Below are 23394 nucleotides of genomic sequence, written 5' to 3' on the forward strand. Positions count from 1 at the left end.
CCGCTCACCAGCCGCTCACCACCCTGCTCACCCACCTGGAAGCACCCGTGAACCGGTTCGTGGGAGCATGGGGCCATGGAATTCCTCACGACGCCGACCACCGATCTCACCTATGCGGATGTGTTCCTGGTTCCCTCGAAATCCGAGGTCACGAGCCGGATGGACGTGGACATTTCCGCGGACGACGCCACCGGGGCGACCATCCCGCTGGTGTCCGCCAATATGACCGCCGTGACCGGCCGCCGCATGGTCGAGACGATGGCCCGGCGCGGCGGACTGGGCGTCCTGCCGCAGGATGTGCCCCTGGACGTCATCGAGCAGGTGGCGGGCTGGGTGAAGCGCCGTCACCCCGTCTTCGAGACGCCGCTGCGGGTCCGTCCCACCGACACCGTGCTGGATGTGCTGCACCTGCTCGGCAAACGCAACCACCCCGCGGTCTGCGTGGTCGAGGGCGGGACGGGCGAGGACGGGGTGTTCGCGGGCATCGTCCGCCGCGAGGACTGTGAGGGTGTGGACCGCTTCTCCTCGGTGGCCTCGGTGCTCCGTTCGCCGGCGCTGACCTTCGAGGCCGGGGCCTTCCCCTCCCTGCAGGAGGCCTTCGGCCAGCTGGACACCGCCGGTGTGGCGTACGCCCCGGTCCTGGACGGCACGGCACTGGTGGGCGTGATGACGCCCTCGGGCGCCCTACGCTCGGGGATGTTCGCCCCCGCCGTGGACCGGAACGGGGCACTGGGCCTTGGCGCCGCCGTCGGGATCAACGGGGATGTGGCCGGACGGGCCGCCGCCCTGGTGGAGTACGGCGTGGACGTGCTCGTGCTGGACACCGCCCACGGCCACCAGCAGAAGATGCTGGACGCCCTGGCGGCCGTGAAATCCCTGGACCTGCCGGTGCCCCTGGTGGCCGGCAACGTGGTCTCGGCCGGCGGCGTGCGTGAACTCGTGGCCGCGGGTGCGGACATCGTCAAGGTCGGTGTGGGGCCCGGTGCCATGTGCACCACCCGGATGATGACCGCCGTCGGCCGTCCGCAGTTCTCCGCGGTGCTGGACTGCGCCGCGGCCGCCCGGGACCTGGGCAAGCACGTCTGGGCCGACGGCGGCGTCCGCTACCCGCGTGACGTCGCCCTGGCCTTGGCCGCGGGGGCCAGCCAGGTGATGATCGGCTCCTGGTTCGCGGGCACGGTCGAGTCCCCGGGGGACCTGGTGGCCGACGCCGACGGGCGCCAGTACAAGGAGAGCTTCGGCATGGCCTCGGCCCGGGCCGTGCAGAACCGTACCAAGGCGGAGGACGCCTATTCACGGGCGCGCAAGGCCATGTTCGAGGAGGGCATCTCCACCTCGCGGATGTACCTGGACCCGGAGCGGCCCTCCGTGGAGGACCTGCTGGACATGATCACGGCCGGGGTGCGCTCCTCCATGAGCTACGCCGGGGCGAACGACCTGGCCCAGTTCCGCGAGCGGGCCGTCGTCGGCGTGCAGTCCGCGGCCGGCTACGAGGAGGGGCGGCCGGTCCGGCAGTCCTGGTGAGACGGTGGTGAGTAGCCGTTGAGGCGCCGGGGAGACCCGGAGTGAAGTGTTCCGTATACTGAGAGCACTATGGACAGACACCGATCTGGTGCCACCGCCCGCCGCCGGGGATCCCTTCTGGATTCCGCCGTGGCCGGAACGGAGCCCTCTAGTACGTGCCCACTGAACGACCCGGCCGCTGACGGTCCCGCGGGGGGTGGGTGCTGACGTGGAATGGCTCCTGCTTGCCCTGGGCCTGCTGTTGGTCTTCGGGACCGGCTTCTTCGTGGCCGTGGAGTTCTCGATGATCGCCCTGGACGTTCCCACGGTCCAGCGGCTGGTGGACGATGGCGACCGCGGCGCCGAGCCGCTGCTGAAGTGCCTGAAGTCCCTCTCGACCCAGCTCTCCGCGTGCCAGCTGGGCATCACGCTGACGACCCTTCTGACGGGCTACCTGATGGAACCGTCCCTCGGCGCCCTCCTGGCGGGGCCGCTGGCGGCCCTGGGGCTGAACGAGGCCACCGCCTCGACCGTCTCGATCGTGGTGGCCATGGTGGCCGCCACCCTCGCCTCGATGCTCATCGGCGAGCTGATCCCCAAGAACCTCTCGATCGCCCGGTCCATGCAGGTCGGCCGCGCCCTGGCACGGCCCATGCTGGTGTTCTCGCTGGTATTCCGGCCGGTGATCTTCATCCTGAACGGCTTCTCCAACCGGGTGCTGCACTTGTTCGGCATGGAGGCCAAGGAGGAGATCTCCGGTTCGCGCACCCCGGAGGAACTCTCCTCCCTGATCCGCCGGTCCGCCGAGATGGGGACCCTGGACGAGAAGACCGCCGTATTCGTGGACCGCACCCTGCGGTTCTCCGGTCGCACCGCGGCGGACGTGATGACCCCGCGCATCAGGATGGAGTCGATCGACGTCGACGAGCCCCTGGATGCCGTCATCGAGACCGCCCGCCGCACGGGCTACTCTCGGTTCCCGGTCATCGGTGACTCCCCGGACGACGTCCGCGGGGTGCTCCACGTCAAGAAGGCCGTGGCGGTGCCGCGCGCCAAGCGTCAGGAACTCGTGGCCGCCACCATCATGACCGACGTCGGCCGCGTGCCGGAGACCGTGCACCTGGACCAGCTGTTGACGGAGCTGCGCTCCTCCAGCCTTCAGGTCGCCATGGTCGTGGACGAGTACGGCGGCACCGCCGGCATGGTCACCCTCGAGGACCTCGTGGAGGAGATTGTCGGCGAGGTCTCCGACGAGCACGACCGGGTCACCCCCGGTGTGCTCCAGACGGCCTCCGGCAAGTGGTACTTCCCGGCCCTGATGCGTCCCGACGAGGTCGGTGCCCAGATCCCGGCCCTGAAGGTCCCCGAGGACGGTTCCTATGACACGGTCGGCGGTTTCATCATGGCCGTGCTCGGCCGGGTGGCCGAGGCCGGGGACACGGTGGCGGCCGACGGCGGCACCCTGGTGGTGGAGCGGATGGACGGGCGCCGGGTGGACCGGGTCAAGTTCGTGCCGAGCGCCCCGAACCTTGCCGCGGCCGAGGTGGCCACCGCCGTCGGATCAGCCGGATCAGCCGGTCAGCGGAAGGCGGCCCACCGATGAACGCGCTCAACAATGACGTGATGGGCATCGTGTGGCTGGTCGTGCTGCTGATCGCCAACGCCTTCTTCGTGGCCGGGGAGTTCGCGGTCATGGGCGCCCGCCGCAGCCAGATCGAGCCCAAGGCCGACGCCGGCTCGAGCCGGGCCCGGACCGCCCTGTTCGCCATGGAGCATGTCAGCCAGATGCTCGCCGTGTGCCAGCTCGGTATCACGGTCTGCTCGCTGCTGATCCTCAACGTGTCCGAACCGGCCATCCACCACCTGCTCGTCATCCCGCTGGAAGGCATGGGGGTCCCGACGGCGGCCGCGGACGTCACGGCCTTCGTCATCGCCCTGCTGGTGGTCACCTTCCTGCACGTCACCTTCGGCGAGATGGTCCCGAAGAACGCCGCCGTCTCCATGGCCGACAAGGCGGTCATGCTCCTGGCCACGCCGCTGGTGTGGCTCAACAAGGTCCTGCACCCGGTGATCGTGGCCCTGAACTGGGCCGCCAACATCGTGCTGCGGGCCCTGAAGGTGGAGCCGCAGGACGAGGTGAACTCGACCTACACCCTCGAGGAGGTCCAGTCCATCGTGGCCGAGTCCACCAGGACCGGCCTGGTGGACGACGGCTCCGGCCTGATCTCCGGCGCCCTGGAGTTCTCCGACTACACGGCCGAGGCCGTCATGGTGCCGGTCTCCGACGTGGTCTCCCTGCCGGCCGACGTGGCACCCAAGGCCTTCGAGAAGGCGGTGGGCCGCACCGGATTCTCCCGCTTCGTGCTGGAAGACGGCGATGGCTCCTACACCGGATACCTGCACCTCAAGGACGTCATGACCGTTCCCGGCGAGCGGTACCGGGAGCCCGTGCCGGTGACCAAGGTCCGTTCCATGGCCAATGTGTCCGTCACGGACGAGATCGAGGACGCCCTGAGCCTGATGCAGCGCACCGGTTCCCACGTGGCCCGGGTCATCTCGGCCGAGGGTAAGACCGTCGGGGTGCTGTTCCTCGAGGACGTGCTGGAGGTCCTGGTGGGTGAGATCCACGATGCGACCCAGTCCAACAACCCCCTGAAGCTGCAGGCCCCGGGGCGGTAGCGAGGTGGTGGCGGGGTGATGGCGCGCACGGACCGGGAGGGGTCTCCGGCGTGAGCGCGCAACTGATTATTGGCAACGGTTCGCAGCATGCTAAGTTGACATTCGTTCTCAATAGATCTCACCGCCCGGAAGGCACCCCATGCACGAGACCCCGTCGACCGCCCCCCGATCAGTCCTGGGGCGGTCCGGTCGGAGACGGTCCGGCACCACGCGCCGGCGCGCCCTGCCCCTGGTGGCTCTCGCCCTGGCCGGCACCGTCCTCGCCGGATGTGCGGGCGAGGGGACCGGGACGGAGGGCGCCTCGGGCGGGACGGAGCCCGTGGCCGTGGCCACCACCACCCAGCTCGGCAACATCCTGGACAGCATCACCACCTGTGCCGGAACCACCTCCTCCACGGTGATGGGCCCCGGTGACGACCCCCACGACTTCTCGCCCTCCTCCCGTCAGATCGCCGAGATGGCGGGTGCCGGTCTGGTCGTCACCAACGGGCTCGGTCTCGAGGCGGGGATGCAGACGGCGCTGGACAATGCCGAGGCGGACGGGGCCCACCTGGTCGCGGTGGCCCCCGAGGTGGACCCGTTGCCGTTCGCGGAGCACGACGGGCATGAGGGCGGTTCCGCTGATGACGACTCTGCCGAGGGCCACTCTCATGACGGCGACGACCCGCACTTCTGGTTGGACGTCGCCCGCATGGGTCAGGCGGCCGAGCTGATCGGGGCCGAACTCGCGGAGGTCACCGGAGACGGGCAGTATGCGGACTGCGGTACCCAGACGGCCGAGGAACTGGTCGCGGTGGACGCCGAGGTGCGGGAGATCCTCGAGACGGTCCCCGAGGACCGTCGCACCCTGGTGACCGACCACGCCGCCTACAACTACTTCGCCGAGGCCTTCGGGTTCGAGATCGCCGGCGTGGTCGTCCCCGGCGGCTCCACGGACGCCGAGCCGTCCTCCGGCGAGCTGGCCGGACTGGTGACCCAGATGAACCAGGAGGGGGCGGACGCCCTCGTCACGGGTGCCGGAGCCGGCAACAGGCTCATGGGCGCCCTGTCCGCCGAGACCGGGGGAGAGGTCCCGGTCGTGGAACTCTACGAGGGAGGGATCGGACCGGAGGGGTCCGGTGCCAAGACCTATGCCGAGGCGATGGTGCTCAACGCCCGCACCCTCGCCGAGGCCCTACAGTGAGTGGCGTGCTGCTCCCCGTGTTCTCCGAGTTCTCCGAGTTCTCAATGTTTTCCGTGTTTTCCGTGGACTGGCTGGTCGAGCCTTTCGCCCTGGGCTTCCAGCAGCGCGCCCTCGTCGGCGGCCTCGTGGCCGCCGTGATGTGCTCCGTGGTCGGCGTGTGGCTGGTACTGCGCGGCATGAGTTTCTTCGGTGACGCCTTCGTCCACGGCGTGATGCCGGGCATCGCCGCGGCCGTGCTCTTCGGATTCTCCCCGTATCTGGGCGCTGCCATCGCCGCCGCCGCCATGGTGGGCGGGATGCAGCTGATCTACCGCACCACCACACTCAAGGAGGACACCTCCATCGGCCTGCTCTTCGTGGGCATGATGGCCCTCGGCGTGGTCCTGATCTCCAAGTCCGATTCCTATTCGGGCTCGTTGACGGCCATCCTCTTCGGTGACGCCCTCGGCGTCAGCTGGGAGGACATCCGCACGCAGACGGTGATGGCCGTGGTGGTCATCGTGTTCGCCGTCCTGCTGTACCGGCCCCTGATGTCCCTCTCGTTCTCCCCGGCCAAGGCCCAGTCGCTGGGAATGCACCCGAAGCTCACGCACGGGCTGCTGCTCGTCCTCATCGCCACGGCCGTCATCGGCAGCTTCCAGGCCGTGGGCACGCTGCTGGTGTTCGGCCTGCTGGTCGGGCCACCGGCCACCGCGGCACTCGTCTCCCGCACGGTGCCGGTCATGATCACCTGGTCCGTGGCCATCGCGGTGTTCTCGGTCTGGTGCGGGCTGACCCTGAGCTACTACTGGGGCACGGCCGGGTCTGCCACCATGGCGCTCGTGCCGATCGTGCTGTTCTTCCTCGTGCTGGCCGTCCGGGAGGCGGTCCGGCGGCTGCGGCGGCGGGGGAGCCCGGCCGATCCGGTGTCTTCCATGAACGAGGCCAGTAACGGCGGGCTGGACCAGGCGGTGAGCGCATGAGCGGCGTCCTCGTCGAGGCGCGGGACCTCGTCCTCTCCCACGGCCACCAGGTCGCCCTGCACTCGTCCTCGTTCCGGGTCCCGCTGGGCGGGGTCACCGCTGTCATCGGACCCAACGGGTCCGGCAAATCGACGCTCCTGCAGGCGATCGCGGGGGTGCTGGAGCCGGCGTCGGGCACGTTGACGGTGCTGGGCGGCTCGGTCCGGGACAGCCGGCAGCGCGTCTCCTACGTCATGCAGTCCGTGGTCTTCCCGGTGGGCACGCCGATGACCGTGCGGGACGTGGTCCGGATGGGCCGCTATCCAGCCGCGGGCTGGCTACGGCCGTTCACGAAGGTCGACCGCGCGGCCGTGCGGGAGGCCATGGAGCAGATGAAGGTCGAGGACCTGGCGGGACGCCACCTGGATGAACTCTCCGGCGGCCAACGGCAGCGGGTCTACGTGGCCCAGGGGCTGGCCCAGGGGCATGAGGTGCTCATGCTGGACGAGCCGATGACCGGACTCGACATCACCTCGGCCCGCACCATCGACCGCATCATCCACGCCGAGACCACCCACGGACACTCCGTGGTCCTCACCACGCATGACCTGGACGAGGCGCGCGCCGCAGACCACGTGATCCTCGTGCACGGGCGGGTGGTGGCCTCCGGCCGCCCCGAGGAGGTCATGACGCGCTCGAACCTGGAGGCCGTTTACGGCCTGGGCTCCCTGCACGGCTCCACGGACGAGGACGCACCGGTCCTGGTGGACCCGGATTGCACCGCCGCAGAGGTTCAGGAACGGGAGCAGTCGGGGCAGATCCCGTAGATCTCCACCGTGTGCTCCACCTCGGTGAACTCGTGCTCGGCCGCGATCCGGGCCGCCCACTGCTCCACGGCGGGCGCCTCGATCTCCACCGCGCGACCACAGCGGCGGCACACCAGGTGATGGTGGTGGTTCTGGGCCTCGCAGCGGCGGAACAGCGATTCGCCGTCATCCGGGTTCAGCACGTCCACCAGCCCGTCCTGCTGTTGTTGCGTCAGGACGCGGTACACCGTGGCCAGGGAGACCTGTTCGCCGCGCTCCTTGAGGACGGCGAAGAGCTCCTGGGCGCTGACGAAGTCGGTGAGCTCGTCCAGGGCCCGGTTCACGGCGGTCTTCTGCCGGGTGGAGCGGCTTTTCACAGGTCCGGCAGTCATCCAGGCAAGGCTACCAGCGTCCTTGTCCCGCAGGGCCGTGCAGGGCCGCTCAGTCCCCCGCGGGGCAGCGAGCAAGGTGGAGAGCCGGGCAACAGGAGACCGGGCGGGAACTCGTGCCTGACGTGGCGCACCTTCCTCCGATAGGGTGGAGCAGTGCCTACCCAGATAGTCCTCACCAAGTACGGCCATGCCTGCGTCCGGCTCGAGAAGGACGGGCGTCGCCTCGTCCTCGATCCGGGAAATTTCACCGATGTCCCCGAGGCCCTCGAGGGCGCCGAACACATCCTGGTCACGCACGAGCACGCCGACCACCTCGACGACGGCCCGGTGCTGGAGCACCTGGCGGCACACCCGGACGTGACGGTGCGGGCACCCGCCGCCGCGGTGACCCGCCTGGCGGCCACGGCACCGTCCGCCGGTGTGGACCCGGACCGGATCATCCCCACGGGCCCCGGGGAGGAATTCGAGACGGCCGGGTTCGCGGTGCAGACCGTGGGCGGCCAGCATGCCGTGATCCACCCGCAGATCCCCGTGGTGGCCAACATGGGCTATCTGATCGACGGCCTCGTCTACCACCCGGGAGACAGCTTCATCGTCCCGCCCGGCACGGCACCGGACACCCTGTTGGTGCCCCTGAGCGCCCCGTGGAGCAAGCTGTCCGAGATGGTGGACTTCATCACCGCCGTCCGTCCCCGCCAGGCGATCCCGGTGCATGACGGCCTGCTCAACCACCGAGGGCTGCCGATGTACCGCAAGCAGGCCACCACCTTCGCCGGCCGCTACGGCACCGAACTGACGGTCCTGGAGGAGGGGGAGAGCACGTGGATCTAGCGTCCCAGCCCCCCGTCCTCGTCAGCGTGGGGGTCCTGGCCTCCTGGCAGGGCCGTGACACCACGGCTCCGGTCGATCCGTCGGCCGAGCCGCCCGCCGGGTTCGTGGGAGGTGAGCCTGCGCCGACGGAGGAGACCCTCAAGATCCTGGATGTGCGGTGGACGCCGCTGGGCTCGGGCAACGGCCATGAGGACTACCTCCGCGGCCACATCCCCGGCGCGGTCTACGTGAGCATGGGAAGCCAGCTGGCCGGCCACTACGGGCCGCGGGAGGGCCGTCATCCGCTGCCCGACCCGGCCCGGTTCGGGGACACCGTCCGGATGCTGGGCCTCAACGACGGCGACACCGTGGTGGTCTACGACGACGCCCACGGCACCTCCGCGGCCCGCGCCTGGTGGCTGTTGCGGCACGCCGGGGTGGAGAAGGCCTACCTCCTCGATGGAGCACTGGCGGCCTGGCGGGCGGCGAACCTGCCACTGCAGGCCGGGGACGTCATCCCCCGGCCCGGGCGGGTGCGGACCACATGGGGACAGATGCCGGTGCTGACCATGGACGATGCCGCCGTGCTCCCCGAGGACGGGGTGCTGCTCGATGCCCGCGCGGCCGAACGCTACCGCGGCGAGGCCGAGCCGCTGGACCCCCGCGCCGGCCACATACCGGGGGCCGTCAGCGCCCCGACCGCGGACAACGTGGACGAGACCGGGCACTTCCGGCCGGCCTGTGAGCTCGCCGAACGGTTCCGGGCGCTGGGCGTGGACGACGCCGGCATCGTCGGCGCCTACTGCGGCTCCGGCGTCAGCGCCGCCCACCAGATCGCGGCACTGCATGTCGCCGGGGTCCCGGCCGCCCTGTACCCGGGGTCCTGGTCGGCCTGGTCCAACACCCCGGGGCGGCCCGTGGCCACCGGGGAACGGCCGTGACGCCGGCCCCGCGTGGACCCATGCCGGTCCCGCGGGGGAAGATCGAAGCAGCAATGAGCACCAGTCCCGTCCCAGGAGGCCACACCATGAGCACCGTCTTCACCCGCATCATCAACGGGGAACTGCCCGGCCGGTTCGTCTGGAAGGACGAGACGTGCGTGGCGTTCCTCTCGATCGGACCCCTGACCCAGGGGCACACCCTCGTGGTGCCGCGTGCTGAGGTCGACCTCTGGACCGACGCCGACCCCGAGCTGGTCTCCCACCTGATGACCGTTGCCCAGGTCATCGGCCAGGTTCAGGTGCAGGCCTTCAACGCGCACCGGGCCGGCCTCATGATCGCCGGTTACGAGATCCCGCACCTGCACGTGCACGTCTGGCCCTCGAACTCGCTCGACGACTTCGACCTGGACCAGGTGGACAACCACCCCGAGCCCGAGGACCTCGACGACGCCGCGGACCGGATCCGGGCCGGACTGCGCGTGGCCGGTCACACGGAATACGTGCCCGAGGACTGACCCGATCCAGGAGTGCCGGAACGGGCGCCGGCGCCGGTGGGGGATCCGGATCAGCCGGCGGCCTGCTTGAGTGCCTGGCGCACCCGCTTCTCCGAGACGGAGACGGCGGTCCCCAGGTCCTGGGCGAAGTAGCTGATGCGCAGTTCCTCGATGAGCCACCGCACCGCATCCAGCGCGGGCGGGGTGGACCGGCCGGCGGGCAGCTTCTGCACCTCGGCGTCGAAGGCGTCCTCGAGGCCCTGCACCACGGCCATGTCCCGGGCATCGCGCTGCACCTGGCCCCCGGCCTTGAGCTTCTCGATCCGCCGGAGCATGCCCTGCAGGTACCGGGGCAGATGCTGGAGATGGGCCCACCCGGTCGCCGCGACGAACCCCGGGAACACGAGCTGTTCCAGGTGCGCCTTGATGTCGTTCAGGGCGGGGGCCATGGCCAGGGACACCGTCCCCTTGAGCTCCTTGCGCACCTGGGTGGCCCGGGACAGCACCTGTTCCACGATGGCCGTCACCGCGAAGACGGTGTCGATCAGCTCGGCCCGCACGGTGGTGAACAGCCGGCGGAACTCGGCCTCGGTGAACGGCAGGGACTCCGGGACCAGACGGTCCACGGCGGCGCGGGTGCAGTCGTTGATCAGCTGCTCCACCGAACCGTGGGGGTTCTGGGTGAACGTCAGCTTCTCCCGGTTGTCCAGGTGGTCCAGGACGTAGCGCTGCGGGCTGGGAGCCAAGGCCAGCAACAGGTTCACGACGCCGGCCCGGTGCGCGGCCTGCTGGTCCGCCTCGGTGCGGAACACCGACAGGCCGGCGGCGGGGGACCCGTCCCGGGCGGTCTCCGCCATCAGAGCCGGGTAGCCGGTGATCCGCTGCGTGCCCGAGCCGGCCGAGCCCGCCGAGGTCTCCGTGTCCACCTTCCGGGGGATGTCCCCGACCACCCAGTCGGTCAGGCCGTGCCGCTCGGCGAAGGCCGCCGCGGAGGCAGTGGAGGGAACGGCAGCCTCGTCCGTGCCGTCGGCGGAGCGGCCAGTCGGACGGGCGTGGGCATCGCGCCGGACGGTCTGCGGGGACGGGGCGGAGCCGTCGCCGGTGCCACGGTCCGCAAAACCGCCACCGGCACCGGCGCGGGAGAGCGACTCCGCGATGGCCGTGCGGTTCGCCCCCGCCAGCCGGTCCTGGAGCGCGGCGAGGTCCTGGCCGGTGCCCATGACGGCACCGCGGCCGTCCACCACGCGGTAGTCCGGCACCAGGTGCGGCGGGATCGCGGACAGGTCCCAGGACCCCGGCGGGATGACCACGCCCTTCATCCGGCGCAGGGTCAGTTCCAGGGCGGGCAGCAGGTCGTCCGCGGCGGGGTCCGCGTCCCGGTCCAATTGCTCGACGGCGGCCCGCGCCACGTCCGGCGCCGGCACGAAATTCTTGCGCACGGCCTTGGGCAGGGAGCGGATCAGAGCGGTGACCAGGTCGGCACGCAGTCCCGGCACCAGCCAGCGGAACCGCTCCGGGTGCATCTGGTTGAGCATCAGGATCGGGATGAGGACGGTGATGCCGTCCGACTCACCCGCCCCCGCGGCCGGGTTGAAGTCATAGGACAACTCGAGGTCGATGCCGCCCCCGTCCGTGGGGTGGTGGAACACCGTGGGGAACCGGTCCGTGTCCAATTCCTCGGTGTCCACGGCCAGCAGTGACTGCTGATCGAGGTCCAGCAGGTCCGGGGACTTCTGGCGCGTCTTCTTCCACCAGGAGTCGAAGTGGCGCTCGGAGACGACGGTGGCCGGGATGCGCGCGTCGTAGAAGTCGAAGAGGTCCTGGTCCGAGACGCGGAGGTCGCGGCGGCGCAACCGCGTCTCCAGGTCGTCGATCTCGGCCAGGGCTGCGCGGTTGCGCGCGAAGAAGTGGTGCCGGGTCTTCCAGTCGCCTTCCACCAGGGCATGGCGGATGAACAGCTCACGGGAGCCGGCCGGGTCGATCCGCCAGAACTGGACCTGGCGGTCCGGGATCAGGGTGACGCCGAACAGGGTGACCTTCTCCCGCGCGACCACCGAGCCGGAGCCCCGGGACCAGTGGGGCTCGTTGTAGGTTCTCTTCGCCAGGGCGCCGGCGGCCTCCACGGCCCAGACCGGGTCGATCTTGGCGACCATCCGCGCCCAGAGCCGGGAGGTCTCCACGAGCTCGGCCGCCATGACGAAGGCATGTCTCTTCTTGAACAGCGCCGAACCCGGGAACACCGCGAACCGCGTGTTGCGGGCGCCCTGGTAGTCGCGCTTGCGCTCGTCCCACGCCCCGATGTGGGAGAGCAGGCCGGTCAGCAGGGACCGGTGCACGGGCTCGTGCTGGCCCACCGGGTCCACGGGCCCGGCGGAGACGGAGATGCCCAGCGGCTTGGCCAGCTGGCGCAGCTGCTGGACCAGGTCCTGCCACTCACGGACACGCAGATAGTTGATGTACTCGGTGCGGCACATCCGGCGGAACTGGTTCCCCGAGAGCTCCTTCTGCTGCTCGCGCAGGTAGGCCCACAGGTTCAGCAGCGCCGAGAAGTCCGAGTTCTCGTCCTTGAAGCGGGAGTGCTGCTCGTCGGCCTGGGCGCGTTGTTCGGTGGGGCGCTCACGGGGGTCCTGGATGGTCAAGGCGGCGGCGAGGACCATGACCTCACGCACGCAGCCGCGCTCACCGGCCTCCACGATCATCCGGCCCAGGCGCGGGTCCACGGGCAGCCGGGCCAGCTTCCGGCCGACCGGCGTGATGGTGCCCTTGGGGTGGGACCGGCCGCGCTCGTCCGGCTGGCCGCTGTTCAGAGCCCCCAGCTCCGTCAGCAGGGCCGCGCCGTCGGTGACCTGCCGCGAGTCCGGCGGCTGCAGGAAGGGGAAGTCGCCGACGTCGGACGGGGTGGTCGCGACGCCCATGGAGCACATCTGCAGGATGACGGCCGCGAGGTTGGTGCGCAGGATCTCCGGGTCGGTGAACTCGGGGCGGGACTCGAAGTCCTCCTGCGAGTAGAGGCGGATCGCGATGCCGTCCGAGGTGCGGCCCGAGCGCCCGGACCGCTGGTTGGCGCTGGCCTGGCTGATGCGCTCGATCGGCAGCCGCTGGACCTTGGTCCGGTGGGAGTACCGGGAGATGCGGGCCGTGCCGGTGTCGATGACGTACTTGATGCCGGGGACGGTCAGCGAGGTCTCCGCCACGTTGGTGGCCAAAACGATGCGCCGCCTCGGGCCGGGGGAGAACACCCGGTGCTGTTCCGCCATGGACAGCCGCCCGTAGAGCGGCAGGATCTCGGCCTGGCCGAGGCGGCGGTTGGCGGCGACCCGGGGCGCCAACGCCTCAGCGGCGTCACGGATCTCGCGCTCGCCGGAGAAGAACACGAGGATGTCTCCGTCCGGCTCGCGGGCCAGCTCGTCCACCGCGTCGCACACTGCATCCACGGGGTCGCGGGACTCCTCCTCGGCGTCCACGTCGGCATCGACGTCCGGGGAGTCAGCGGCGTCCAGGGGGCGGTAGCGGATCTCCACGGGAAAGGTGCGGCCGGAGACCTCGATGATGGGGGCCGGCTCGTCCTGGCCCGCGGCGTCGGGCAGGGCGAAATGGGCGGCGAAGGACTCCGGATCGATGGTCGCGGAGGTGATGATGACGCGCAGGTCGGGGCGCCGGGGCAGCAGGCGCTTGAGGTAGCCGAGCAGGAAGTCGATGTTGAGGCTGCGTTCATGGGCCTCATCGATGATGATCGCGGAGTACCTGGACAGCAGCTGGTCATGCTGGATCTCGGCGAGCAGGATGCCGTCCGTCATCACCTTGACCCGTGTCCTCGCGGAGGTCTGGGCCGTGAAGCGGACCTGGTAGCCGACGTCGGAGCCGATCTCCGCGCCGAGTTCGTGGGCGATGCGTTCGGCCACGGAGCGGGCGGCCAGCCGCCGGGGCTGGGTGTGACCGATCATCCGCTCGGCGTCCAGCACGCCCTCGTCAGCCAGTTCGAGGAGCATCTTGGGCAGCTGGGTGGTCTTCCCCGACCCGGTCTCGCCGGCCACGATGACGACCTGATGGTCGCGGATGGCACCCATGATCCGGTCCCGTTCGGCGGAGACCGGCAGGTTCGGTGGGTACTCCAGGCGGATCGTGGAGGCGTGCACGGAGGGGTGCGTCGTGGCATCGGACATGGCATCGGCCAGTCTACGGGGCGTGCGGACCGGTGGGCGTGCCACCTGATCATGCCGGTCAGGGAACTGGACTCCAGCTGGCGTCGAACAGCAGTACTAGCCCACGGTCAGGTCTGGACAGGAGGCGAGGCCAGCGCGTTGACGGTGGACGAAACGGGGCAGCTGACCGTCTATGCAGGACGGACGGTCCGATAAGTGATCCGGATTACGTCAATCGCGACTACGATGGGTAACCGTCGTACCCCGGAACCCTCGCACCGGCGCATCAGCGTCCACCCGGAGTACGCGGTGGTGAAAGGACCTACATGATGCTCGGTAGTCAGAAGAACCGCACCGGACTCCGCGCAGGAGCGGTGCTCGCCGTTTCCGCACTCGCCCTGACCGCCTGTGGCAACGACGGAGGCGATGGCGGTTCCGCCACCGAGGGTGGGGACGGCTCCGAATCATACTCGATCGGTGTGTCCCAGTTCCTGTCCCACGCCTCCCTGGACGCGGCGCGCGCCGGGTTCGAGGCACGGATCGAGGAGTCCGGCCTGGACATCACCCTGGATGTCCAGAACGCCCAGGGTGACCAGGCGACCGCCAACACCATCGCCGGTTCCTTCGCCTCCGCCGACCACGATCTCGTGCTGGCGATCGCCACCCCGTCCGCGCAGACCGCCGCCCAGGCCATCACCGACATCCCGGTGCTCTTCACCGCCGTGACCGACCCGGTCTCGGCCAGCCTCGTGGAGTCGAACGAGGCCCCCGGCGGCAACGTCACGGGAACCTCGGACGCCAACCCCGTGCTCGAGCAGCTCACCCTGCTGACCGAGCTGGATCCGGAGGCCACGACGGTGGGCATCGTCTACTCCTCCGGTGAGGTCAACTCCGAGGTCCAGGTCGAATGGGCCAAGGAGGCCGCGGAGGAGCTGGGGCTGGAGATCGTCGAGGCCACCGTGTCCAACTCCTCCGAGGTGCAGCAGGCCGCGAACTCGCTCTCCGACGTCGACGCCCTGTACGTGCCCACCGACAATGCCGTCGTCTCCGCCCTGGAGACGCTGATCGGTGTGGCCCAGGAACGCCAGATCCCGCTGATCCCCGCCGAGGGCGATTCGGTGGAACGCGGCGGTGTGGCCACGTACGGCCTCAGCTACGACCAGCTCGGCGCGCAGACTGCGGACATGGCGCTCCGCATCCTGACCGAGGGCGCAGACCCGGCCACCATGCCGGTGGAGACCCTGACCGAACCGGAGCTGTACGTGAACCCGGCCGCCGCCGAAGCCATGGGCGTGGAGATCCCGCAGTCGATGATCGACGAGGCCGACCACGTGGTGGGTCAGGAGTAAACGTCCACTCATGAACACCGCTATCGAACTGGGTCTGATCTACGCGATCATGGCCCTCGGGGTCTACGTGACCTTCCGCATCCTCGACTTCCCGGACCTCACGGTGGACGGCTCGTTCACCACGGGCGCGGCCGTCGCCGCCATCTCGATCGTCAATGGGGTGAACCCGTTCCTGACCTTCCTGCTGGCCTTCATCGCAGGATTCCTGGCGGGCGTGATCACCGGCCTGCTGCACACGAAGGGGCGCATCAACGGCCTCCTGGCCGGAATCCTCACCCAGATCGCGCTGTACTCGATCAACCTGCGGATCATGGCCAAGGCCAATGTCCCCCTGCTGGGGGAGGAGACGGCCATCAGCCCGCTCAAGGACGCCGGACTGATCGGCGGCTGGGGTTCCATCGGCATCTTCGCGGCCGTGGCCATCCTGCTGGCGCTCATCCTGGCCTGGTTCCTGCACACGGACCTCGGCCTCGCGATGCAGGCCACCGGCGACAACGAGAAGATGATCCGCTCCTATGGGGTCAACACGGACAACCAGAAGATCCTGGGCCTGGCGCTGTCCAACGCCCTCGTCGGACTCAGCGGGGCCGTCGTCGCCCAGTTCCAGGGCTTCGCGGACATCGGCATGGGCATCGGCCTCATCATCGCCGGCCTGGCGTCCGTGATCCTCGGCCAGGCCATCTTCGGCACGCGCTCGATCCTCGTGGCCGTGCTGGCCGTCATCGCCGGATCCGTCCTCTACCGGGTGGCCATCCAGTTGGCCCTCACGGTGGGCCTGGACCCCAACGACATGAAGCTCGTCTCGGCCGTGCTGGTGGTGATCGCCCTGGTGGTACCGCAGATGCCGTTCTTCCGGCGCCGCAAGGCGCTGGTGAACCGGGCCGACCCGGGCGGTGCCGCAGCCTCGGGAGCCGAGGCTCCGGCGTCGCCGGCCGGCGCTCCCGCGGCAGCCGCCGCCGGCGCACCGGACGCCCCGACCGCAGGAGGGACCCGCTGATGCTGACACTGACGGACGTGAACAAGACGTTCTTCCCGGGCACCGTCAACGAGCGGCGCGCCCTGCGGGGGATCGAGCTGCACCTGGGCGAGGGAGACTTCGTCACGGTGATCGGCTCCAACGGGGCGGGCAAGTCCACGGTGCTCAACGTGATCTCCGGCGGACTGTCGCCGGACACCGGCACCGTGACGATCGACGGGCGCAATGTCACGAAGCTCAAGGACCACCGTCGCGCCGCGCTGGTCGGTCGGGTGTTCCAGGACCCGATGGCCGGCACCGCACCGCACTTGAGCATCGAGGAGAACATGGCGATCGCGGACCAGCGCGGTGCCACCCGGATGCTGGGTCGAGGCGTCACCAACGCCAAGCGCCGCCGTTTCGCGGCGGAGCTCTCCGTCCTGGAGCTGGGCCTCGAGGACCGGCTCAAGGCCAAGGTCGGACTGCTCTCCGGCGGCCAGCGGCAGGCGCTCAGCCTGCTCATGGCCACGTTCTCGGACCCCCGGATCCTGCTGCTGGACGAGCACACCGCCGCCCTGGATCCGCAGCGTGCCGAGTTGGTGACCCGGCTGACCGAGCAGATCGTCACCGACAAGGGGCTCACCACGCTGATGGTCACGCACAACATGGAGCAGGCCCTGCGGGTGGGCAACCGACTGGTCATGATGCATGACGGGCAGATCATCCTCGACCTCGACGAAGAGCAGAAGCGCGGCAAGACCGTGCGGGACCTGCTGGGCGAGTTCGAGAAGATCAAGGGGGCCACGCTGGACGACAAGACCCTGCTGCAGTAGGAGACCTCCATGGATACCACCTTCAAACTCATAGCGATCCTGTTGTACTTCGCCGCGATGCTGGCCATCGGCTTCTACGCATCCCGGAAGAACAACGACCTCGACGACTACGTGCTGGCCGGTCGCAAACTCCCGCCGTTCGTGGCGGCGCTCTCCGCCGGCGCCTCGGACATGTCCGGCTGGCTGCTCCTCGGCCTGCCCGGCGCGGTCTACGCCTCCGGCCTGGTCGAGGCCTGGATCGCTGTCGGCCTGACCATCGGCGCCTGGCTGAACTGGAAGTTCATCGCCCCGCGCCTGCGGTCCTACACCGAGGTGTCCCGGAACTCCATCACCATCCCCTCGTTCCTGGAGAACCGCTTCCGCGACCGCACGCACCTGTTGCGGATCGTGGCCGGCGGGATCGTGCTGGTGTACTTCACCTTCTACGTGTCCTCCGGCATGGTGGCCGGCGGCAAGTTCTTCGAGTCCTCCTTCGGCTCGACCTACCTGATCGGCATGCTGCTCGTGGCCGGCGTGACCCTCGTCTACACCCTGTTCGGCGGGTTCCTCGGCGCCTCGCTCACGGATGTGGCGCAGGGCCTGCTCATGCTGGCCGCCCTCATCGCCGTCCCCCTGGTCGCGATCATCAACCTGGGCGGCTGGGGCGAGATGGTGAGCCTGATCGAGTCCGCGGACGCCGGGATGGAGGAGGGCACCAACCGGCTGTCCTTCCTCGCCAACGCCACGTGGGTCGGCGTGATCTCCGCGCTGGCCTGGGGCCTGGGCTACTTCGGTCAGCCCCACATCATCGTCCGCTTCATGGCCTTGCGGTCGTCGAAGGACGCCGTGGCCGGCCGTCGCATCGGTGTGGCCTGGATGGCCATCTGTGCCTTCGGCGCCATCATGACCGCGCTGGTGGGCATCGCCTACTTCCAGGCGAACCCCGGCACCACGCTGGACGATCCGGAGACGGTGTTCCTGGTCCTGGCCCAGATCCTCTTCCACCCCTTCGTGGCCGGGCTGGTCCTCGCGGCCGTGCTGGCCGCCGTGATGTCCACGATCTCCTCCCAGCTGATCGTGTGCTCCTCCGCCCTGGTCGAGGACCTCTACAAGCTCTTCGGGCGCAAGGCCAGCCCTCGGAACGAGCTGTGGCTGGGTCGCGGCGGCGTCGTGCTGGTGGCCATCATCGCGATCCTCATCGCCCTCGATCCCGAGGCCAGTGTCCTCGACCTCGTCAGCTTCGCCTGGGCGGGTTTCGGTGCCTCCTTCGGGCCGGTGGTGATCCTGGCCCTGTTCTGGAAGAAGTTCAACGCCTGGGGCTCCCTGTCCTCGCTGGTGGTCGGCGCCGTCATCGTCTTCTGGTGGGGCAACATGCCGGACGAGGCCTGGGGTGGGGCCTTCGAGATGTATGAGATCGTGCCCGGCTTCGTGCTGGCCGCCCTCGTGGGAGTCATCGTCTCCCTGGCAACCCACCGCCCGGACGCCGCGGAGACGGCCGAGATCAGCGCCGAGTTCGACGAGGCCGTCGCCGTGTCCCAGGGCAAGGAGTTCGTGGCCCCCCAGGCCTGAGGTGGCCGGCTGGACGGTTCACCCGGGGTGCTGAGCCGTCACCCGCGGGCCCCGGTAGCCGCGCAACGCGGCCTCCTGGCGCATCCCGAGCGACAGGTACAGGGCGTGCGCCGCGGGCCGGGACTCCCGCACCGTCAGGTGCAGCATCCCGGGATCGCCCGCGGCCAGGAGCCGCTCGGCGAGCCCGGTGACGAGCCGACGGCCCACTCCGCGGCGGCGGGCCCCGGGGAGGACGGCTGTGAAGTCCACATAGGCCTGGCCGTCGTCCTGGAGTGAGCCCGCCGCGTAGCCGAGCACCGCCCCGGTGGAATCCTCGGCCACCACGGTGTGGTGGCGGGAGAGCAGCTGGGCCGCCGTCGCGTAGGCCTCGCCGAACTCGGCCGTGTGCAGCGGTTTCAGGAGCCCGACGTCGGCCGATTCCGCCGGGCGGATGCGCACCGGTGTCCGGAGGCGCGCCGGCGCCGGCTGACCTGCCGGTCCTGCCGGTCCTGCCGGCTGACCTGCCGGTGCGGCCGGAGCCGACCACCGGGCCGCCGTGGCGGCCGGGACCACCATGGCGTAGTTCACCTCCGTGGCGGTCCAGCCCAGGCCGGCGGCCAGCCCGGCCATCGACTCGTTCTCCACCTGGCCGCACATCTCGAAGCGGTCGATGCCGGCCGGGACGGCGTCGCACACGTCCGCCACCAGGGCGGCGCCGTGGCGGGCCACCTGCTCCGGGGCGCCCCACGGGCCGTGGACCCAGGCCATCGAGGGCTCCGGATCCCAGTCGACCGTGCACGCGGCGATGATGGTGCCGGCCTGCTCCACGACCCTCAGGTTCCGCAGCCAGGGCTGGTCCAGGCCGTCGAGTTCGGCCTCGATCCCGGCGGCGTCCTCCCCGAGGAACGCGGTACCGGTGGCGGGGTCCTGCTGGCAGGCGACGATGAAGGCCAGGGCGGTGCTTCTCTCGACCATGACGACATGCTCTGTCCTACGATGGCGTGATGGAAGAGCTCGCCGCCGAACTCATCGACCACCGTTGGGGCTCCGACGCCCCGGGCCAGCCGTGGCTGGGCTTCGAGGCCGAAGGCCAGTTGTACGGTTCCGACGGCTGCAATCGCCTCAGGGGAGAGTGGACCCTGACGGCGGAGCGGATTGATGTCGGCCGCCTGGTGTCGACGATGATGTTCTGCGAGGGCGTGGACACCTGGCTCAACGGCGCCGTCTCCGCCCGGCTCCTCCTGGACACGTCCGGAGAGCGGCTCGAGGTCTTCAATCCAGCCGGCCAGGTCATCGGCGTCCTGCCGCGGGCCGTCCCGGACGCCGGGACCATCGCGTGACCTCCACGAACTCCACGCTCGCGGTGTACCGCCGATACGGCCACGCAGGGGATTAAAAAGCGGAGAACAGTGGAAGAGGGTGGTGCCCCCGGCAGGAATCGAACCTGCGGCCTTCTGCTCCGGAGGCAGACGCTCTATCCCCTGAGCTACGGAGGCGGGGGTCTCTGCATCGGCGGGCCGATCAGGACTTGATAACCCTACCCCATGCGGAGCCGGTGCGGGAAACCGGCCGCCGGTCACCCTCCGGTTACGGACGGGGACCGACGGAACATTAGACTGTCGCGGGTGACCCCCGAAGACCTTTCCACAGCCCTGGCCGCTTGCCTGCAGGATGCCGTTGACTCCGGCGAGATCTCTGTGGAGGTGCCCACCGCGATCAAGGTGGAGCGACCGAAGAACCGAGAGCACGGCGACTGGGCCACCAATGTGGCCATGCAGCTGGGCAAGAAGGCCGGCCTGGCCCCGCGCGACCTCGCGGCCCTGCTCGCCGAGAAGCTGGGGCAGGTCCCCGGTGTGGCCCGGGTGGACGTCGCCGGCCCCGGCTTCCTGAACATCACGCTCGACGCCGCCGCCGCCGGCGAGCTGGCCCGCACCGTCGTCGAGGCCGGGGCCGCCTACGGCCGGAACACCGCGCTGGCCGGCAGCGTGGTCAACATGGAGTTCGTCTCCGCGAACCCCACGGGACCCCTGCACATCGGCCACACCCGCTGGGCTGCGCTCGGGGACGCGATCTCGCGGCTGCTGCGCGCCTCGGGGGCCGAGGTGACGGCCGAGTACTACATCAATGACGCCGGCCACCAGATGAACGTGTTCGCCCAGTCGGTCCACCACCGCCTGCACGGCCTGCCCGTGCCCGAGGGCGGCTACCCGGGGGAGTACATCCAGGACCTGGCCACCCAGGTGCGCACGGACCACCCGGACATCACCGCCCTCACCGAGGAGGCGGCCCTCCCGATCATCCGCGAGGCCGCCTACCGCTACCAGATGCAGGACATCCGGGACACGCTGGGCCACTTCGGCGTGCACTTCGACGTCTGGTTCTCCGAGAGGGAATTGCACGAGTCCGGCGCCATCGGGCACGCCGTGCAGCGGTTGCGCGAGCAGGGCCACATCGACGACCGCGAGGGCGCCGTCTGGCTGCGCACCACCGACTTCGGGGATGACAAGGACCGGGTGCTCATCCGCGCCAACGGTGAACCCACCTACTTCGCCGCGGATGCCGCGTACTACCTGTCCAAGAAGGACCGCGGCTTCATCGAGAAGATCTACCTGCTCGGCGCGGACCACCACGGCTACGTCGGCCGCCTCAAGGCCATCGCCGCCTGCGCCGGAGACGACCCGGCACGCAACATCGAGGTGCTCATCGGCCAGCTGATCTCCGTCAACGGGGCCAAGCTGTCCAAGCGGGCCGGCAACATCATCGAACTCAAGGACCTCGTCGACTGGCTCGGTGCGGACGCGCTGCGCTACTCGCTGGCCCGGTACCCGGCGGACTCCCCGATCACCATCGACCCGGAGATCCTCACGTCGAAGACCAACGACAACCCGGTGTTCTACGTGCAGTACGCCCATGCCCGGTCCCGGGGAGCGGCCCGCACCGCCGAGGCGGCCGGCGTCGACCGTTCCGTCTTCGACGCCGCGCTGCTGACGCATGCGACCGAATCGGACCTGCTGGCCCGCCTCGGCGAATTCCCATCCATCGTGGCCCAGGCCGCCGAATTCCGCGAACCGCACCGCGTGGCCCGCCACCTGGAGGTCATCGCCGGCGCCTACCATTCCTGGTATGCCGCGTGCCGGATCGTGCCCGTGGCCGAGGGGCGGACCGGGGACGTGCAGCCGGGGGACATCACCGACCTCAACCGCACCCGCCTGTGGCTCAACGAGGCCACCGCGCAGGTGCTCGCCAATGGACTCGACCTGCTGGGCGTGAGCGCCCCGGAACGGATGTGACCATGACTGACTCGACGGCCCACGCCTCGCCGCTGGCTCCGGACTGGCTGAGCTACCCCGCGGACCCGAACGCCCTGGTCACCAAGCTCTGGGCCGCCGGAGTGGAACGGAACGACGACGGCGAGATCGCCGTCCAGGGCCTTCCCGCCTCCCAGCTGGCCCGGGACTACGGCACACCGCTCCTGGTGCTCGACGAGGACGACTTCCGCTCACGGGCCCGTGCCTTCCGTGACGCCTTCAATGAGGCTTTCGCGGAGCTGTGCGGCGGCGTGGACGTCTATTACGCCGGCAAGTCGTTCCTCTGCACCCCGGCGGCTCGCTGGGTGAGCGAGGAGGGGCTGCGCCTGGACACCGCCTCCGGGGGTGAGATGGCCACCGCGCTACGCGCCGGCGTCGAGCCGGCGCACATCGGCCTGCACGGCAACAACAAGTCCGATGACGAGATGCGCCGGGCCCTGGCCGCCGGCGTGGGGCGGATCGTCGTGGACTCGCTGGACGAGCTGGACCGGCTCACCGAGCTGGCCGCCGAGGCCGGCGCGGTCGCGCCCGTGATGCTGCGGCTGACGCCCGGCGTGCACGCCCACACCCATGAGTTCATCGCCACGGCCCACGAGGACCAGAAGTTCGGGCTCTCGATGGCGGGGCCGACCGGGCTGGCTGGAACCCACGGGGCGGCTGGAACGGCAGGGTCGCCGGCCGCCGAGGCCGTCGCGCGCGCCCTGGCCGCCGGGTCCATCGACCTGCGCGGACTGCACTGCCACATCGGCTCGCAGATCTTCGAGGCCGAGGGCTTCGGCGTCGCCGCCGAGAAGCTGCTGGGCTTCCTCGCCGAGATCAAGGCGGAACACGGCGTCGAGCTGGAGGAGCTGGACCTCGGTGGCGGACACGGCATCGCCTACACCGCCGCGGACACCCCGCGGACGCCGCAGGAGATCGCCACCACGCTGGCCGGCGTGGTCGGCGCGGCCTGTACGGCGCTGGGGATGGCCTGTCCACGGATCTCGATCGAACCCGGCCGCGCCATCTCCGGCCCGGCCGCCTTCACCCTGTATGAGGCCGGTGTCCGCAAGACCGTGACCGTGGACGCGGACGGGGGCGCCACTCATCCGCGCCGCTATGTCTCCGTGGACGGGGGCATGTCCGACAACGCCCGCCCCGTGCTCTACGAGGCCGATTACTCGGTGGCGCTGGCCTCCCGTGCCTCCGGCGCGCCGGCAGTGCTCTCCCGGGTGGTCGGCAAGCACTGCGAGTCCGGGGATATCGTCGTCAAGGATGCGTACCTCCCGGAGGACGTGGCCCGCGGCGACCTGCTGGCCGTGCCCGCCACCGGGGCGTACTGCCATTCGCTGTCCAGCAACTACAACATGCTCACCCGGCCGGCCGTCGTCGCGGTCCAGGGCGGGCGGGCCCGCGTGATCATCCGCCGCGAGACCGAAGAGGACCTCTTCGCCCGTGAGACCGGGCTGTAGCGGGCCCCGACGTTTCCGACCCGACTGTTCCACCGATTTTTCCACCGACGTTTCCATCCTGACTTTTCCACTCCCAGAAC

At 70.0% G+C, this 23394-nt stretch carries 19 protein-coding genes and 1 tRNA gene; 16 read left to right on the forward strand and 4 right to left on the reverse strand.

The window, feature by feature from the left end; all coding sequences use genetic code 11:
- The first annotated feature begins 75 nt into the window (after positions 1-75).
- From AB0333_RS12835 to AB0333_RS12860, 6 genes are all read left to right on the forward strand, one after another.
- Positions 76-1524 (forward strand): GuaB1 family IMP dehydrogenase-related protein, encoded by a 1449-nt coding sequence (locus AB0333_RS12835; protein ID WP_366219046.1) that lies wholly within the window; start codon positions 76-78, stop codon positions 1522-1524.
- A gap of 208 nt (positions 1525-1732) precedes the next feature.
- Positions 1733-3106, forward strand: a complete 1374-nt coding sequence (locus AB0333_RS12840) for a hemolysin family protein (RefSeq protein ID WP_366219047.1) — start codon at positions 1733-1735, stop codon at positions 3104-3106.
- Positions 3103-4182, forward strand: coding sequence for a hemolysin family protein (locus AB0333_RS12845; RefSeq protein ID WP_366219048.1), 1080 nt, complete (start codon positions 3103-3105; stop codon positions 4180-4182). The genes AB0333_RS12840 and AB0333_RS12845 overlap by 4 nt, the downstream gene beginning before the upstream one ends.
- 139 nt (positions 4183-4321) lie before the next feature.
- On the forward strand, positions 4322-5365 hold the full coding sequence (locus tag AB0333_RS12850; RefSeq protein ID WP_366219049.1) for a metal ABC transporter substrate-binding protein: 1044 nt from the start codon (positions 4322-4324) through the stop codon (positions 5363-5365).
- 5 nt (positions 5366-5370) lie between these two features.
- Entirely contained in the window at positions 5371-6327 is a 957-nt protein-coding gene (locus AB0333_RS12855) for a metal ABC transporter permease (RefSeq protein WP_366219050.1), read from the forward strand.
- Positions 6324-7133: a metal ABC transporter ATP-binding protein gene (locus AB0333_RS12860; RefSeq protein ID WP_366219051.1), complete on the forward strand. Its 810-nt coding sequence runs from the start codon at positions 6324-6326 to the stop codon at positions 7131-7133. The genes AB0333_RS12855 and AB0333_RS12860 overlap by 4 nt, the downstream gene beginning before the upstream one ends.
- Here the strand turns inward: AB0333_RS12860 and AB0333_RS12865 are convergent.
- The gene (locus AB0333_RS12865; RefSeq protein ID WP_366219052.1) at positions 7100-7504 is read right to left on the reverse strand and encodes a Fur family transcriptional regulator; all 405 of its coding nucleotides are present in this window, start codon (positions 7502-7504) and stop codon (positions 7100-7102) included. The two genes, AB0333_RS12860 and AB0333_RS12865, sit on opposite strands and share 34 nt — an antisense overlap.
- Positions 7505-7657: 153 nt before the next feature.
- Here AB0333_RS12865 and AB0333_RS12870 point away from each other — a divergent pair, with 153 nt between their 5' ends.
- From AB0333_RS12870 to AB0333_RS12880, 3 genes are all read left to right on the forward strand, one after another.
- Positions 7658-8335: an MBL fold metallo-hydrolase gene (locus AB0333_RS12870; RefSeq protein ID WP_366219053.1), complete on the forward strand. Its 678-nt coding sequence runs from the start codon at positions 7658-7660 to the stop codon at positions 8333-8335.
- Entirely contained in the window at positions 8326-9255 is a 930-nt protein-coding gene (locus AB0333_RS12875) for a sulfurtransferase (protein WP_366219054.1), read from the forward strand. Before AB0333_RS12870 ends, AB0333_RS12875 begins: the two co-directional genes overlap by 10 nt.
- A gap of 86 nt (positions 9256-9341) precedes the next feature.
- Positions 9342-9770 carry an HIT family protein gene (locus AB0333_RS12880; protein WP_366219055.1) on the forward strand — a complete coding sequence of 143 codons (429 nt, stop codon included), beginning with the start codon at positions 9342-9344 and terminating at the stop codon, positions 9768-9770.
- 50 nt (positions 9771-9820) lie between these two features.
- Here AB0333_RS12880 and hrpA read toward each other — a convergent pair whose 3' ends face one another.
- On the reverse strand, positions 9821-13912 hold the full coding sequence (gene hrpA, locus AB0333_RS12885) for an ATP-dependent RNA helicase HrpA (RefSeq protein ID WP_366219056.1): 4092 nt from the start codon (positions 13910-13912) through the stop codon (positions 9821-9823).
- A 308-nt stretch (positions 13913-14220) separates the two neighbouring features.
- Here hrpA and AB0333_RS12890 point away from each other — a divergent pair, with 308 nt between their 5' ends.
- The 4 genes from AB0333_RS12890 to putP are packed head-to-tail and all read left to right on the forward strand — an operon-like array spanning position 14221 to position 18576.
- Complete coding sequence (locus AB0333_RS12890; RefSeq protein ID WP_366219090.1) at positions 14221-15240, forward strand: ABC transporter substrate-binding protein; 1020 nt, start codon at positions 14221-14223, stop codon at positions 15238-15240.
- A gap of 10 nt (positions 15241-15250) precedes the next feature.
- A complete protein-coding gene (locus AB0333_RS12895; RefSeq protein WP_366219057.1) occupies positions 15251-16237 on the forward strand; it encodes an ABC transporter permease in 987 nt (328 codons plus the stop codon).
- Positions 16237-17028 (forward strand): ABC transporter ATP-binding protein, encoded by a 792-nt coding sequence (locus tag AB0333_RS12900; RefSeq protein ID WP_366219058.1) that lies wholly within the window; start codon positions 16237-16239, stop codon positions 17026-17028. Before AB0333_RS12895 ends, AB0333_RS12900 begins: the two co-directional genes overlap by 1 nt.
- Before the next feature lie 9 nt (positions 17029-17037).
- Positions 17038-18576: a sodium/proline symporter PutP gene (gene putP, locus AB0333_RS12905; RefSeq protein WP_366219059.1), complete on the forward strand. Its 1539-nt coding sequence runs from the start codon at positions 17038-17040 to the stop codon at positions 18574-18576.
- Between the two features lie 18 nt (positions 18577-18594).
- Here putP and AB0333_RS12910 read toward each other — a convergent pair whose 3' ends face one another.
- Positions 18595-19530: a GNAT family N-acetyltransferase gene (locus AB0333_RS12910; RefSeq protein ID WP_366219060.1), complete on the reverse strand. Its 936-nt coding sequence runs from the start codon at positions 19528-19530 to the stop codon at positions 18595-18597.
- Between the two features lie 29 nt (positions 19531-19559).
- On the opposite strand from AB0333_RS12910, the gene AB0333_RS12915 reads away from it, so the two are divergent.
- Positions 19560-19895, forward strand: a complete 336-nt coding sequence (locus AB0333_RS12915) for an META domain-containing protein (RefSeq protein ID WP_366219061.1) — start codon at positions 19560-19562, stop codon at positions 19893-19895.
- A gap of 80 nt (positions 19896-19975) precedes the next feature.
- On the opposite strand, the gene AB0333_RS12920 is transcribed toward AB0333_RS12915, so the two are convergent.
- A tRNA-Arg gene (locus tag AB0333_RS12920) sits at positions 19976-20051 on the reverse strand.
- A gap of 129 nt (positions 20052-20180) precedes the next feature.
- Between AB0333_RS12920 and argS the strand changes: the two genes are divergently transcribed.
- Entirely contained in the window at positions 20181-21845 is a 1665-nt protein-coding gene (argS, locus tag AB0333_RS12925) for an arginine--tRNA ligase (RefSeq protein ID WP_366219062.1), read from the forward strand.
- Positions 21846-21847: 2 nt separating this feature from the next.
- Entirely contained in the window at positions 21848-23314 is a 1467-nt protein-coding gene (gene lysA / locus AB0333_RS12930; RefSeq protein ID WP_366219063.1) for a diaminopimelate decarboxylase, read from the forward strand.
- Positions 23315-23394: the final 80 nt, after the last annotated feature.

It is taken from the genome of Citricoccus sp. NPDC079358 (assembly GCF_040702545.1).
Classification (GTDB): Bacteria; Actinomycetota; Actinomycetes; order Actinomycetales; family Micrococcaceae; genus Citricoccus.